We start from the raw sequence: 15,854 nt of genomic DNA on the forward strand, positions 1-15,854 counted from the left end.
GATGTTTTTGAATACAAGCCATCCATATGTTAAAATAAACTGGGTAGTATCATTTTGAACTACACTTTATTTTATTGGAGGAAAGTCATGCAATTAAATATGCTAAAGTCTAAAATTCATAGAGCTACTGTTACAGAAGCCAATCTTAATTATGTAGGGAGTATAACAATTGATGTAGAATTAATGGAAAATGCCCATATAATTGAATATGAAAAAATTCAAGTTGTGGATATAAATAATGGAAGTAGGCTTGAAACCTATGTCATAGCAGGAGAAAGAGGAAGTAAAGTAGTTTGTTTGAATGGAGCAGCTGCCAGGTATGTACAGCCAGGAGATAAGGTTATTTTAATGACTTATTGTAATATAGATAGAGAGGAAGCTAAAAATCATAAACCTGTAGTGGTATTTGTGAATGATGATAACTCAATTTTTGAGGTAACTGATTATGAAAAACATGGAGAAATTAAGTGATTCTTAGGTTCAGGTGGAGTTTTTTCATATAGAACATAAATTAAAATATAAACAGGAACTTAAATATCCTGTTTATATTTTTGTTATTTTTTATTTGTGGGATAGTTCATGCCATTTAGTTTTCATGATAGGGGGAATATAATTTTTCATTTTTTCTATTAATGATAAAGGATTGTCCGAAGTTAAGATGATTTTTAAATTTGATTCATTCATAAAGCCTTCAGTACAGGTAGTTTGAAGCATATTTATAAGGGGATCGAAATAACCTAATACATTTAACAGACCAATAGGCTTTTTATGAATGCCAAGCTGAGCCCAGCTGAGCATTTCAAATAGTTCTTCATAAGTGCCAAGGCCTCCAGGAAGAGCTATAAAGCCATCAGAGAGTTCGGCCATAATTCTTTTTCTTTCATGCATGTCTTTAACTTTAATGAGCTTTGTTAATTTTCCATGAGCTGATTCACCAGAGAAAAGCCCTTCGGGGATGATACCGGTAACTTTTCCATTATTTTTTAAAACTTCGTTGGATATTTCCCCCATCAATCCTGCTTTTGAGCCGCCATATATTAATTCCATTTTATTTTCTACTAATATTTTCCCAAGGAGTCTGGCATTTTCTTTATATTCTGGACGCAGGCCAGGGTTAGAACCGGAATAAACACATATTGTTTTCATTTATGATAAACCTCCCAAAATACATTTTTAGCTTAAACACTATAAATGTTTGTTTTATATTCTATGAATAATATCTTGATAAACTTACAAAAATTTTTATTCAAACGCAGTAATTAACTGATACTCCCATCTTCTTTAATGTGGGAGATAATAAGTGCTACGCCCCTGGATAAGTAATTCTAAGGTTCAGGTGAAGAAAAGTATTTCCCATGAGCAAACTTCCCTTGAACCTCAGAATTACTTGATTCACAATAAAAAATTGCATAATTTTATCATTTTTTATGCATTTTTCTGAAAAATACAGTATATCTTCCACCACTATAAGTTGTCCATAGTTGTATTCTTCCTTTTCTTCTTTTATTGTCAATACATATCTAACATCTAATTTCATATTAAAGCCAAAGGTTCTAATTAAATATCTTTGGGGTCAGAATATAATAATAAATTTTAGCTCCAAAATATTTAATATAATACATTGAAATTTGTGAAATACAATTTATGTATTAAATATTCATATGTTTTTGTATAAATATTATATTTAAAAAAATTCAGGAATTTTGTTTTTTACTTAGAATTTTTATGTTGATTTTAGAATGTGAATTATGGACTATGTATTAGTGTAACATAAATAGTTCTGTAATAATATAGAAATAAAAAAATTCTATGAAATAATATCTTAAAATATTACATATTTTTTAATAAAAAAGTGAAATTATAATTTATAAAACTTGCATAGTATAAGAAAATATGATAAAATCATTATTAAAATATTAATAAATTCATAATGTCTTTAATACCATGTATGTAAAATTAAAGGATATTAATGCAATTATTGATAATTAAAGAAGAAAAGGTTTAGGATGCATTTCTGGGGGCTTAGAGAAATGCATTTTTATTCAAAAGTTTTTTAGATAGGGGCTGACGGTATGAATTATAGTGTAGGATTTCCTTCAAAGCAAGGGCTTTATGATCCCACATATGAGAAGGATTCTTGTGGAGTGGGTTTTATAGCCAGTATAAAAGGCGAAAAAACCCATGACATTGTAAAAAAAGGTATTCAAATTTTAGTTAACTTAACTCACAGAGGAGCAGTAGGTTCTGATACTAAAACTGGGGATGGGGCAGGTATACTTGTTCAAATTCCAGATGAGTTTTTCAGAATAAGCTGTGATAATTTAGGAATGGAATTGCCTAAGGCTGGAGAATATGCAGTTGGTATGGTGTTTTTTCCTAAAGAAACTGCTTTAAGACTGCAGTGTGAAGGAATAATTGAGAGAGTAACGGAAGAGGAAGGACAAAAGGTATTAGGTTGGAGGGATGTACCAACTGACAACAGGAGTATAGGAGAAACTGCTAAAGGCACAGAACCTATTATAAGACAGATATTTGTAGGGAAGAATATAAAAGATCAAAATGAATTTGAGAGAAAGCTCTATGTAATTAGAAAAAGAGTAGAAAATGAAGTTAGCAAACTTCTTGGAGATACAGTAAAATCTTTCTATGTATGCAGCCTTTCAAGTAGAACTATAGTGTATAAGGGATTATTACTGGCAGAACAAATAAAGAAATTTTATATTGATTTAAATGACATAAATTTTAAAAGTGCTATTGCATTAGTGCATCAAAGGTATAGTACAAATACTTTTCCTACATGGGATTTAGCACAGCCTTTTAGATATCTTGGACATAATGGAGAAATAAATACCATAAGAGGAAACCGGAACTGGATGAAGGCACGTGAAGGTGTACTTAAATCTGAAACATTCGGGAAAGACATAAAAAAACTTTTTCCTATAGTAGATTCGCAAAGCAGTGATTCTGCTTCACTTGATAATGCACTTGAACTGTTATATCAAGATGGCAGAGCTCTTCCTCATGCACTTATGTTACTTATACCAGAAGCTTGGGTAGGAAACCAGCATATGGAAGAATACAAAAAGGCTTTTTACGAATATCACGGTTCATTAATAGAAGCTTGGGATGGACCTGCTGCTGTGTCTTTTTCTGATGGTATACAGGTAGGTGCAACGCTAGATAGAAATGGTTTAAGGCCTGCAAGATATACAGTAACTAAAAGCGGTTTTGTAGTAATGGCATCAGAAGTGGGAGTACTAGAATTTAAAGATAGTGATATAGCAGAAAAAGGAAAGCTTAAACCTGGAGAAATGTTTCTTGTAGATACTGCAAAAGGTAAAATTATTAAAGATAAAGAATTGAAGGAAGAAATATGTAAAAGTAAACCTTATGGAGAAATACTAAAAAAATTAAGATTTACTCTTGACATGTTTAGTTCAGCTAAAGAAAAAGAGGAAATATCTCCAGATGTATTAAAAGAAAAGCAACAAGCCTTTGGATATACTATTGAAGATTTAAAACGGATAATAGAACCTATGGCAAGAGATGGCAAAGAACCGGTGGGTTCTATGGGAAATGATGCTCCTTTTGCAGTGCTTTCAAATAAAAGCCAATTACTTTTTTCATACTTCAAACAACTTTTTGCACAGGTAACAAATCCACCTATAGATCCTATGCGAGAAAGATTGGTAATGTCACTTTTTAATTATATAGGTTCAACTCAGGCTAATATATTAAACAATGAAGTTTTAATTGATCCTTTTATAGAGATTTATAGTCCTACTTTAACAGATGAAGAAATATCAAAAATAAAGAGCCTCAGAAATAAGGATTTCAAAACCACAACAGTACCTATTACTTTTAAATATGATATGGGAATAGAAGGTTTTAAAGATGCTCTTAAAAAAATATGTGAGAGGGCTTCAAAGAGAATAAAAGAAGGATATAATATATTGGTGCTTAGTGACAAGAATGTGGATTCCTATGAAGCGGCAATACCAAGTCTTCTGGCAGTGTCGGCAGTACAGCATCATCTTATTAGAGAAAAAAGCCGTACAAAAGTTTCAATTATTGTAGAAACAGGGGAAGCAAGAGAAACTATGCACTTTGCACTACTGGTAGGCTGCGGTGCTTCTGCAGTTAACCCTTATCTTGTATATCAGACTATAGATCAGATGATAAAAGATGGTGATATGAAAGATATTACACCGGATGAGGCAAAGAAACATTATATTAAAGCTGTAAATAATGGTATACTTAAAGTTTTATCAAAAATGGGTATATCTCCGCTGCAAAGTTATCATGGAGCACAGATATTTGAGGCAATAGGTCTGGATTCAGAATTTATAGATAAATATTTTGAAGGCATGCCTTCAAGAATAGGCGGAGTTGGCATTGATGTAATAGCTCAGGAGGTACTTACAAGACATAATAATGCATTTAATAAAATAAGAAAGCCTATTTCCCAGCTAGATGTAGGTGGTAATTATTCATGGAGAAAGGGAGGAGAATTTCACCTTTTCAATCCAGAGACTATATACAAACTTCAGGTTGCATCCAAAACCAATGATTATGGACTTTATAAAGAATATGCAGATATAATAAACAACCAAGATAAAAATTTATGTACAATACGTGGCTTGTTTAAATTGAAAAAAGGAAAAGAAATTCCATTAGAAGAGGTTGAACCAGTAAGTGAAATACTTAAAAGATTCTGTACAGGGGCTATGTCTTTTGGTTCTATAAGTAAAGAAGCCCATGAAACTATAGCTATAGCTATGAATAGGATAGGCGGAAGAAGCAATACAGGAGAGGGTGGGGAAGACCCTGAAAGATATATACTGGACCCTAATGGAGATTCAAGGAGAAGTTCCATAAAGCAGATAGCATCTGCACGTTTTGGTGTAACTACTGAATACTTGGTTAATGCAGATGAACTTCAAATTAAAATGGCTCAAGGGGCAAAACCAGGTGAGGGTGGACAACTTCCAGGTAGAAAAGTGGATAAGTATATTGCTAAAACTAGACATTCAACTCCAGGACTAGATCTTATTTCACCGCCTCCTCATCATGATATTTATTCTATAGAAGATTTAGCACAACTTATATATGATTTGAAAAATGTAAATCCTCAAGCAAATGTAAGTGTTAAGCTGGTTTCAGAGGTAGGAGTAGGAACAATTGCAGCAGGAGTAGCCAAGGCTCATGCAGATTTAATATTAATAAGTGGACATGATGGAGGTACAGGAGCATCACCAATTTCATCTATTAAACATGCGGGAATTCCTTGGGAGCTTGGTTTATCAGAAACCCAGCAAGTTCTCTTGTTGAATGATTTGAGAAGCAGGGTGAGAATTCAAACTGACGGACAGCTGAAAACTGGAAGAGATGTAATTATTGCAGCTTTACTTGGAGCAGAGGAATTTGGATTTGCAACTACTGCCCTTGTAGTAATGGGATGTACTATGCTTAGAAAATGTCATCAAAATACCTGTGATATGGGTATAGCTACACAAGATCCAGAACTTAGAAAGAATTTTAAGGGTAAGCCTGAATATATAATAAATTTCCTTACTTTTATAGCACAGGAAGTTAGAGAGTATATGGCTAAGCTTGGATTCAGAACAGTAAATGAAATGGTTGGAAGGGTAGATATGGTAGAAACAAAGGAGGCTATTAGCCATTGGAAAGCCAAAGGATTAGATTTATCTTCAATTTTATATAAACCATATATGCCAAAGAGAATTAAATCTTACTGTGTAATACCTCAAGACCATGGACTTAGTGAGGCACTTGACTATAAGCTTATTGAAATGTCAAAGAAAGCAATAGCGGATAAAACTAGGGTTGATATTAACATGGAAATAAAAAATGTAAATCGTTCGGTAGGTGTAATGTTAAGCGGTACAATTGCTAAGAAATATGGAAGTGTTGGATTGCCTGAAGATACAATTGTAGTAAATTTTAAAGGTTCTGCAGGACAAAGTTTTGGTGCATTTGGAGTACGTGGACTCACCTTAATACTTGAAGGAGAAGCTAATGATTATGTGGGCAAGGGATTGTCAGGAGGTAAGGTAATTATTAAAACTCCTAAAGAAGCTACTTTTGTAGCGGAAAAGAATATTATAGCGGGCAATACTATTTTATATGGAGCTACATCAGGAAAATTATTCCTAAACGGCAGCGTAGGGGAAAGATTTGCAGTAAGAAATAGTGGAGCTGTGGCTGTAGTAGAAGGTGTTGGAGATCACGGCTGTGAATATATGACTGGTGGAGTAGTAGTTATAATAGGTGAAATGGGGAGAAATTTTGCAGCTGGTATGAGTGGCGGTATAGCTTATGTACTGGATAAGAATAATTCTTTCAATGATAAATGTAATATGGAAATGGTGGAAATTGAGGAGAGTTTAGATAGTGACGATATAGATACAGTATATAGTCTGCTACAGGAGCATTATAAGTATACAAACAGTACAAAGGCTGAAGAAATTCTTAATCAGTGGAATGTATATAAGACCAAATTTAAGAAAGTAATACCTACTGCATATAAACTTATACTTGAACAACAAAAATCAGAAGCAGCTACTGCTTCTAATATGTAGGAGGTACATTATGGGAAAGTTAACTGGTTTCAAAGAATATAAAAGAGAAAATCCAAAAAAGCGTGCAGTGGAAGAAAGAATTAAAGATTATAAAGAAGTGTATTGTAAATTTCCAGAGGACAAATTGAATTTACAGGCGGCAAGATGTATGGACTGCGGGACTCCATTTTGCAATTGGGCATGTCCTATACAAAATTTAATTCCAGATTGGAATGATTTTGTATATAAACATGAATGGAAAAAAGCCTTTGAAAGACTTTCACTTACAAATACTTTTCCAGAGTTTACAGGAAGAATATGTCCTGCACTTTGTGAAGGTTCCTGTACTCTGGGTGTAAATAGGGAGCCTGTATCAGTAAGAGAACTAGAACTTAATATAATAGAAGAAGCTTTTGAAAAAGGATGGGTAGAGCCTAACATTCCAAAAGTAAGAACAGGTAAAAATATAGCTGTAGTAGGTTCGGGACCTTCAGGACTTGCAGCTGCTGCAGAACTTAATTCTGTAGGACATACTGTTACTGTGTTTGAGAGAGAAGATGAGATAGGCGGATTATTAAGATATGGTATCCCTGATTTTAAGCTTGAAAAGTATGTAGTAGCCAGAAGAGTAAACATTATGAAAGAAGAAGGAATAATTTTCAAAACTAATACCAATGTTGGAGTAAATTATTCTACCTGTGAACTGTTAAAAAATTTTGATGCAGTAGTTTTAACAGGAGGTTCTACTATTCCAAGAGATCTTAAGGTTGAGGGAAGAGAACTTGAAGGGATACATTTTGCAGTAGATTTTTTAAAGCAGCAAAATAAAAGAGTTTCAGCAAAACAGATTAAAGAAAGAAGTGTAAGTGCTAAAGGAAAAGTAGTAGTAGTTATCGGCGGGGGAGATACAGGCTCGGATTGTATAGGTACCTCAGTGAGACAGGGAGCTAAGGCTGTTTATCAATATGAAGTTATGCCAAAGCCTCCGGTAGAAAGAAATGATAAAATGCCTTGGCCTGTATTTCCAAAAACTCTTAAAGTAACAACTTCTCATGAAGAGGGATGTACAAGAGAATGGTGTGTTAGTACTAAAAAATTCATAGGAGAAAAGGGAGTTTTAAAAGCCCTTAAAGGTGTGAAAGTTCAGTGGAAAAATGAAAATGGAAAAATGAAAATGGTAGAAGTACCTGACAGTGAGTTCGAGCAGCCAGTAGATCTAGTACTTTTAGCTATGGGATTTCTTCATCCTCAACATGAGGGGCTTTTGGCAGAACTTGGAGTAAAATTTGATGACAGAGGAAATGTAGTAGCTGATGAAAATTATATGACTACAAAAGAAGGTGTATTTGCAGCAGGAGATATGAGACGAGGACAATCTCTTGTAGTGTGGGCATTAAATGACGGAAGAAGAGTAGCAAGAAGTGTTGATAAATACTTGATGGGAGAAACATCTCTAAGAGGATAGTGAATTAATGCACAGCGTGACATTCATAATGAGCAATTAATTCTGTGGTTATTGGCGGCAAACTTGCTTTATTTACTCTAAATGGTGGATGATAAATAGAGTGAGTTTGCTGTTTTGTTTTAAAAATATTTTAATGTATAAAATTATATGAAAATTAAAAAAATCTATTGACATGTAAATTAATTTATATTATACTTAGTTCATATTTGAATAATAAAAACTATGATAGGGAATAGTAGATATAATGAGTGTTTTACAGAGAGTGGGATTTGGTGAAAGCCCATAGATATGATTGTGTTGAACTCGCCCTTGAGTTGCAGGCTGAAGTGATAGTAAGCTGTGCCGATGTAAATCGTTATTAAATTAAGTAATAAATTTGGGTGGTACCGCGAACAGACTTCTCGCCTCATTAAGGAAGCCTGTTTTTTTATGTTTATTTTAATAATAAATAATATTTACTATTGTGCAATATTTTAAATTATTAATATTTTAAATGAGTAAAATTTTAGAAATGTAACGTTATATTTTAATAATTGTTAATGTAAAAAGCTATGATAGGGACAAGTAAGTATTTATCCGATCGCTACCACTGCTAATACCCCATCTTCTATCAAAGTGGGGGGATAAGAGGTGCTACGCGCCTGGATAAGTGATTCTAAGGTTCAGCTGGAGAAGAGTAGTTCTCATAAGCAAACTCCACCTGAACCTAAGAATCACTTGATAAATATTTTAAAGAGAGTGGAGATTGCTGGAAATCCATAAATATTTTATACTGAAACTCACCCTTAAGCTGTAGGCTGAAATTTAGTAAGCTGTGCCGGCGTATGTCGTTATTTAGTTGAGTAAAAATTGGGTGGTACCGCGGAACAGACTTCTCGCCCCATAAGGAGGTCTGTTTTTTTGTACCTTAAAAACTTATTGAGTGTGGTTTTTAACTACATAAGAATAATTAGTAACATTAAATTAAATTTACAAGGAGAGATGACCATGAAAGTTGCTGAAGCAGTTATCCAATGTTTAAAAAAAGAAAATGTAAAAATGGTATTTGGGTATCCGGGTGCTACAGTGGTTCCTATATATGAAGCTTTTAGAAAATCGGATATTGAACATGTACTGGTAAGACAGGAACAAGGTGCGGGACATTGTGCTAGTGGATATGCTAGAGCTACAGGAGAAGTTGGAGTGTGTATTGTTACATCGGGTCCTGGTGCAACTAATGTTATTACAGCTATTGCTGCTGCGTATATGGATTCTATTCCTCTTGTTATTATTACAGGTCAGGTTAAGTCTGTATTAATTGGAAAGGATGTTTTTCAGGAGGTAGATATTACAGGTGCTACGGAGTCTTTTACAAAGTATAATTTTCTTATAAAAGACGCAGAATCTATACCTAAAACCATAAAAGAAGCTTTTTATATAGCAAATACCGGTAGAAAAGGACCAGTACTTATAGATATACCTATAGATATAATGGAAGAAGATATCGATTTTGAATATCCTGAAAGTGTTAATATAAGGGGATATAAACCTACTACTAAAGGACACTTTAAACAAATAAAGAAAGTAGTTGACAGGCTTAAAATCAGTGAAAGGCCAATTGTCTGTGTAGGTGGAGGAATAATACTTGGAAAAGCTGAAAAAGAGCTAAAAGAATTTGTGGAGAAATCCCATATACCTGTTATCCATACTCTTATGGGAAAGGGAAGTATGGATGAAAACAGTGATTATTATGTAGGATTAATAGGAACCCATGGATTTGCCTATGCAAATAAGGCTGCAGAAAATGCAGATGTTTTAATACTTATTGGAGCTAGGGCCTCAGATAGAACTACTTTTGGAGTAAAAACATTTGCCAAAAAGGCAGATATAATTCATATAGATATTGATCCTGCAGAAATAGGTAAAAATTTAGACACCTATATTCCGGTAGTTGGGGATTCTGCAAATGTCTTAGCAGAATTGACAAAAGAAATAGTACCTATAGAAACTGAAAACTGGTTAAATGAGATTAAAGAGTGGAAAGAAAATTTAAAGGTAAACAGAAAGCCTACAGATAAGGTGAATCCTAAGTATGTTTTAAAAATTGTGTCTGATATGGTAGAGGAGGATGCTATTTTAACTGCAGATGTAGGTCAAAATCAACTTTGGTGTGCACGTAATTTTAAAATAACAGGTAACAGAAAATTTTTAAGCTCTGGAGGACTTGGCACCATGGGATATTCTCTTCCGGCAGCTATTGGAGCTAAACTTGCGTGTCCTGATAAGAGAGTTATAGCTTTTGCAGGTGACGGTGGATTTCAAATGAGCGTGTTTGAACTGGGTACTGTTACTGAGGAAAATGTAAATTTAATTATAGTGCTTTTCAATAATTCAGGCTTGGGTATGGTTAGAGAAATTCAAAACAATAAATCCCTTGAGGAATTTGGCGTTAATTTTAGAACTAATCCGGATTTTATTAAGCTGTCAGAAGCTTATGGGTTATTGGCAAGAAGAGTGGAACATGATGATGAATTCAAGGAAGTTTTTCAAGAAGCTTTAAATTCAGATAAAGCATTTTTAATAGAATGTATTGTTGATCCACACGAAAGAACTTTTTAGGAAGAGGTGAGTACCATAAAGAAGTATGTATTATCGGTATTAGTAGAAAATCATTCAGGTGTTTTAAGTAAAGTAACTGGCTTGTTTAGTAGAAGGGGATATAACATTCACAGTCTTACAGTAGGAATTACAGAAGATCCAGAAATATCGAGAATAACTATTGTATCTATTGGGGATGACTATGTGATTGAACAGATTAATAAGCAGTTGAACAAGTTAATTGAAGTTATAAAAATAACAGATTTGACTGATAATCCTTCAGTATATAGAGAACTTTCTCTGGTAAAGGTATCTGCAGAGCCTAGTAATAAGCTATTAATCATGGAAACTGTAAATACTTTTAGAGGAAATATAGTTGATATGGATGAAAAGAGTATGATGATCGAGATAACTGGAGATGAGGATAAGATATCTGCATTTATTGAAATTATGAAACCTTACGGAATTAAAGAAATTGTGCGTACAGGACTTACAGCACTTCAAAGAGGATGTAAACAAGGTTAAAAATATTCATTAATATAAATTCCACAATTTACATAAAAATTGTGGAATTATTTTTTTGTATCAGGGCATATTAAATAGTGTAAAGAGCATGAGGATTGAGCCATGACCTATATATTCTTAAGTGTAAGTATATATAGGTTAGCCTTAAATTGTATATAGTTTTTTAGAATTTAGTAGATAATGAAAAAATGTTTGTTTACAAGTTTTTTTAATAGTCACACTAAAAGTTAAAGATTATGGTATGTACAATTTAAGGTAGATCTTATATGTTGATGAAAGGTTTCATTGTGGTTAATTATGTTGATTATAATGGGATCCCAAATTATTGTATAGGGTCCAGCGAAGATCATCCCAGGTGCTGAGATGGTTGTATGCAGCTAAAGAGTTGTATATGGCTGTGTAGGTATGTCGTATGGTTGAACGAATCATCAATATGGGTGGTGAACTGTTTAATTATAGTTTAAAGGATTATGATTAGATATTAAGTTATCTGTATTGGTGTCAGGTAAATTTTTATGTTTTTTATCCTTTAATTCAGGCCATGTAATTAGCATATTAGTTTAAAATAATATGCTAATTACATGAATATAGGTATTTGAAAATAAACAACATGTTAAATATTAAGTTGAAATCACACTATAGGTACATACTTATAGTGTGATTTTTTGTAAAATTTTAATTTCCAAATATGAGTACCTATGTTATAATAAAATTTAATGAAATTTAACATCAGAGGTGATACTATGCCAATAAAAATAAAAGATGACTTACCTGCTGCTGAAATTTTAAATAGTGAGAATATATTTATTATGCCTGAAAATGTAGCATTCCATCAAGATATAAGACCCCTTAAAATTGCTATTTTAAATCTTATGCCTGCTAAAACCACTACGGAAGTTCAATTAATGAGACTTATAGGCAATACTGCACTACAAATTGAGATAGAATTGCTCCATTTAAAAACTCATGTATGCAAGAACACCCCAGAAGAGTATTTAACCAATTTTTATAAAACTTTTGATGAAATAAAACATGAAAAATTTGACGGATTGATTATTACAGGAGCTCCCATAGAACATCTGGAATTTGAACAGGTAAATTATTGGGAAGAGCTTAAAGATATAATGGAATGGAGTAGATATAACGTATATTCTACTTTACATATATGTTGGGGTGCACAGGCTGGATTATACTATCATTATGGTATACCAAAGTATATGTTAAAGGAAAAGTTATTTGGAGTATTTAAACACAAAGTTATTGAAGACAAGATAAAGATAGTAAGGGGATTTGATGACGAATTTTATGTACCTCATTCTAGGTATACGGAAGTTAAGAGAGAGGATATTGAAAAAGTTAAGGAACTTACTATACTAGCACAATCGGAGGAGGCAGGAATATATTTGGTTTTGGATAAAAATGGAAGAAGAATTTTTGTAACAGGACATTCAGAATACGATCCGCTTACCTTAAAATCTGAATATTTAAGAGATATTTCAAAGGGACAGAATATAAAATTACCTAAAAACTATTTTCCGGGTGATGATCCAGATAAAAATCCAATAGTGAAGTGGAGAAGCCATGCGGGTTTGTTGTTTTCAAACTGGCTAAATTATTATGTTTATCAGGAAACACCATATGATTTAAGTGAAATGCCGCCTTTTTTATAACTTATTAAAACTTATAATATGAGAAAGGAGAAATGCTTTAGTTATTAAAAACATATACAGATATAGCCAAACGTAATTAAATGTATTCAAAGTCCGGCGTGACTATAAACTACTTTTACCTTTTCACCGGAAAAGGTCACGGAATAGGCGGAAAATAACCATTAACAGGGCGAAAGGACTGTTATAACTATGGAGTAGTATCCTGATGGTGCTTATTGGTGAATGGAATAAAAAACAAATATAGAATTTGATAAATAAAAGAAGAAAGGAGAAATGCTACAACCTATAAATAATCATTTAAAAGATTTTATAGGTATGTACCGATGGCTAAGTCGGGAATTTACGCCTTGGGAGTGTCACATCAAACGAGAGTAGTATGTTTCTTGGGACTACAAAATCGGACACGTTGAAGAAGGAAAAGTCTTAGTATGGATATATTTGTCCATATTTTAAGTAGCAGATTAATATGGATTTAAGTTTAAAAATAAAAGAGACAGTGGACTATATAAATAGAAATATGAAATCTACACCTAAAGTAGGTATTATACTAGGTTCAGGACTAGGGAATATGGCAGATGAGATTGAAGAACCTCAAATTTATAACTACAATGAAATACCACATTTCCCAGTTTCTACAGTAGAAGGACACAAAAACAGGTTTATTATAGGAGAACTTGAAGGTAAATCTATAGTTGCTATGCAGGGGAGATTCCATTATTACGAAGGATACTCAATGGAAGAGATAACTTTTCCCATTAGAGTCATGAAGAAATTAGGAGTAGAAATACTTATAGTTACCAATGCAGCCGGTGGATTAAATAGAAACTATAGAAGCGGAGAGCTTATGCTTATAGAAGATCATATAAATTTATCAGGTCAAAATCCACTTATAGGAAAAAATTTAGAAGACTTCGGAACCAGATTTCCAGACATGTCAGAGGCGTATAATAAAAAACTTAGAGAGATAGCGAGGCATTCAGCGTTACAATTAGGAATACAACTTCAGGAGGGAGTATATGCCTATATGAGTGGACCAAGCTATGAAACTCCGGCTGAAATAAATATGTTAAGTATATTAGGAGGGGATGCAGTAGGCATGTCTACAGTTCCTGAAGTAATTGTGGCAAATCACAGTGGAATGAAAGTTATGGGAATATCCTGTATAACTAATATGGCAGCAGGTATATTAAAACAACCTTTAAATCATGAGGAAGTTATAAAAACTTCTGCTATTGTGGCTAACAGCTTTAAAATACTTTTGAGAAAGATATTAGGAGAACTATAAAAAGGCACTAAATCTAAAGATTTGGTGCCTTAGGCATCTCTAAATTAAACCAGGCCGTTAAAATAATTTTATTTTCAATTATAGCAATAAATGCTTGTACCTCCTGTTTTTTCGTGATACCATAGTACAGTGAAAGTTAATTTGTCCAAAGGCTGACAATGCTGACACCCCCATCGCACTCTGTGAAAGCGATTCACACAAAATTAAAAATTTTGGTTCTCTGCTTTTCTATCAAAGTGAGAAGATAAGCATTGCTATGCCCCTGGATGAGTTCTTCCCTTAAAGGATAACGTAGTCTAAGTGCTAAAGACACTAAGAATACTGTTATATTTCTATTGTGTTTTTTAGGAATAAAAATATTTAAGTCTTTATTAATAGGGTTAACTGCAGGAATAATAATAAGTATTTTTCTTCAAAAAGTACCTGTGTTAAAAATTTTCAGTTATATATTATTTGGATATAAAGGAGGCACTACTTCTTCACAGTTAAATAAGATATTAGTAGGAGGAGGTATTCAATCAATAGTTAGTATATTTCTTATAATAATGATGGCTGTTGCTTTAAGCAGTATATTTAAAGGTACCGATCTTATAAACCCTATGATAAATAAGATAATTTCTAAAGTAAAATATAAAGGGGAAATTATTGTGAAAACCGGCATTATAAGTGCTATATTGACTATAATTTGCGATCAGAGCATGGGACTTATAATACCAGGGGGACTGTTGAGAGATAAATATAAAAAATTTAAAATTGAAAGTTACGTTTTAGCAAGAACCATATCCGATACGGGAATTGTAGTAGCCCCTCTAATACCTTGGAATGGAAATTCATTGTTCATTTTGGCGCTTACGGGAATATCATCAATTAAATATGGTCCCTATGCATTGTTATGTTATGTGTTACCGATAGTTACATTATACTTGGAATTTTTTACAAAAAAATACTCCTGAAAAAGAGCTAATAAATTGTAGTAAATGAAAAATTTAATTTTTTTGCCTAATATGAGTAAGTATTAGAATAATGCACTAAATAAGTATATTTTATAGTTGCAGAAGGATAAATCCTTATATATAATAATAAATAGGTAAATTTAAAATTGTGGAGGTGTATATTATTAATAAACTTAGTAACTTAAATGAAGAAATTAAAGTAGAGAAAGTTAGATTGGTGGGAGAAAATGACAGTGTTATTATAAATACTAAAGAGGCTTTAAATACAGCAAGAGAAAAGGGTATGGATTTAGTGATGGTTTCGCCTCAGGCTAAACCCCCTGTATGTAAAATAATGAATTATAGTAAGTTTGTTTATGAGCAATCTAAAAAGGCGAAACTAGCTAAAAAGAATCAAAAAATTGTAGAGTTGAAAGAAATTAGATTAAGTGCTACTATTGAGGAAAATGATATAGAAATTAAAGCTAATAATGCAAAAAAGTTTTTAACTAAGGGCAATAAAGTTAAAGTATCTATAAGGTTTAGAGGAAGACAAAACAATTATACAAATTTGGGTAGAAATGTTTTGAAGGCTTTTTTAACTAAGGTTGAAGAGGAGGCGTCCGTGGAAAGGCAACCTAAATTAGAAGGTAATAATATGTTTATGATTTTGGCTCCTAAAAAGTAGCAGATCTAATAAAAATAGAAGAAGTGGTATCAGGACTTGATGATTAAGTCCTGATTTTATTTTATTTTAGAATACCACAGGTTTTACCTGTGGTTCCGGAAAGCTTATAGCTATGAGTAGGAAAAAGAAAA

Annotated in this window: 12 protein-coding genes and 1 other annotated feature; of the genes, 10 read left to right on the plus strand and 2 right to left on the minus strand. The window is 32.7% G+C overall.

Annotation, left to right across the window (positions count from 1 at the left end):
* Positions 1-87 precede the first annotated feature (87 nt).
* The gene (gene panD, locus ACJDU8_RS18020; protein WP_406793550.1) at positions 88-471 is read left to right on the plus strand and encodes an aspartate 1-decarboxylase; all 384 of its coding nucleotides are present in this window, start codon (positions 88-90) and stop codon (positions 469-471) included.
* A gap of 90 nt (positions 472-561) precedes the next feature.
* Here panD and ACJDU8_RS18025 read toward each other — a convergent pair whose 3' ends face one another.
* Together ACJDU8_RS18025 and ACJDU8_RS18030 are read right to left on the minus strand one after the other, a co-directional pair.
* Complete coding sequence (locus ACJDU8_RS18025; protein ID WP_406793551.1) at positions 562-1,146, minus strand: LOG family protein; 585 nt, start codon at positions 1,144-1,146, stop codon at positions 562-564.
* Positions 1,147-1,303: 157 nt separating this feature from the next.
* On the minus strand, positions 1,304-1,537 hold the full coding sequence (locus tag ACJDU8_RS18030) for a hypothetical protein (RefSeq protein WP_406793552.1): 234 nt from the start codon (positions 1,535-1,537) through the stop codon (positions 1,304-1,306).
* A gap of 535 nt (positions 1,538-2,072) precedes the next feature.
* Here ACJDU8_RS18030 and gltB point away from each other — a divergent pair.
* From gltB to infC, 9 genes are all read left to right on the plus strand, one after another.
* Entirely contained in the window at positions 2,073-6,602 is a 4,530-nt protein-coding gene (gltB, locus tag ACJDU8_RS18035; protein WP_406793553.1) for a glutamate synthase large subunit, read from the plus strand.
* Between the two features lie 10 nt (positions 6,603-6,612).
* Positions 6,613-8,046 (plus strand): glutamate synthase subunit beta, encoded by a 1,434-nt coding sequence (locus ACJDU8_RS18040; protein ID WP_406793554.1) that lies wholly within the window; start codon positions 6,613-6,615, stop codon positions 8,044-8,046.
* A 213-nt stretch (positions 8,047-8,259) separates the two neighbouring features.
* Positions 8,260-8,458: a binding site (T-box leader), on the plus strand.
* Positions 8,459-8,676: 218 nt separating this feature from the next.
* Positions 8,677-8,808, plus strand: a complete 132-nt coding sequence (locus tag ACJDU8_RS18045; protein WP_406793555.1) for a hypothetical protein — start codon at positions 8,677-8,679, stop codon at positions 8,806-8,808.
* A 225-nt stretch (positions 8,809-9,033) separates the two neighbouring features.
* Positions 9,034-10,644 (plus strand): biosynthetic-type acetolactate synthase large subunit, encoded by a 1,611-nt coding sequence (gene ilvB / locus ACJDU8_RS18050; RefSeq protein WP_406793556.1) that lies wholly within the window; start codon positions 9,034-9,036, stop codon positions 10,642-10,644.
* A gap of 15 nt (positions 10,645-10,659) precedes the next feature.
* Positions 10,660-11,148 (plus strand): acetolactate synthase small subunit, encoded by a 489-nt coding sequence (gene ilvN, locus ACJDU8_RS18055; RefSeq protein WP_406793563.1) that lies wholly within the window; start codon positions 10,660-10,662, stop codon positions 11,146-11,148.
* Positions 11,149-11,891: 743 nt separating this feature from the next.
* Positions 11,892-12,818, plus strand: a complete 927-nt coding sequence (gene metA, locus ACJDU8_RS18060; RefSeq protein ID WP_406793557.1) for a homoserine O-acetyltransferase MetA — start codon at positions 11,892-11,894, stop codon at positions 12,816-12,818.
* Between the two features lie 466 nt (positions 12,819-13,284).
* Entirely contained in the window at positions 13,285-14,103 is an 819-nt protein-coding gene (locus tag ACJDU8_RS18065; RefSeq protein ID WP_406793558.1) for a purine-nucleoside phosphorylase, read from the plus strand.
* A 335-nt stretch (positions 14,104-14,438) separates the two neighbouring features.
* Positions 14,439-15,056 carry a Na+/H+ antiporter NhaC family protein gene (locus tag ACJDU8_RS18070; RefSeq protein WP_406793559.1) on the plus strand — a complete coding sequence of 206 codons (618 nt, stop codon included), beginning with the start codon at positions 14,439-14,441 and terminating at the stop codon, positions 15,054-15,056.
* A 154-nt stretch (positions 15,057-15,210) separates the two neighbouring features.
* Positions 15,211-15,723: a translation initiation factor IF-3 gene (gene infC, locus ACJDU8_RS18075; protein ID WP_406793564.1), complete on the plus strand. Its 513-nt coding sequence runs from the start codon at positions 15,211-15,213 to the stop codon at positions 15,721-15,723.
* The last annotated feature ends 131 nt before the right edge of the window (positions 15,724-15,854 follow it).

The organism is Candidatus Clostridium eludens, assembly GCF_045310515.1.
Lineage (GTDB): Bacteria > Bacillota > Clostridia > Clostridiales > Clostridiaceae > Clostridium_B > Clostridium_B eludens.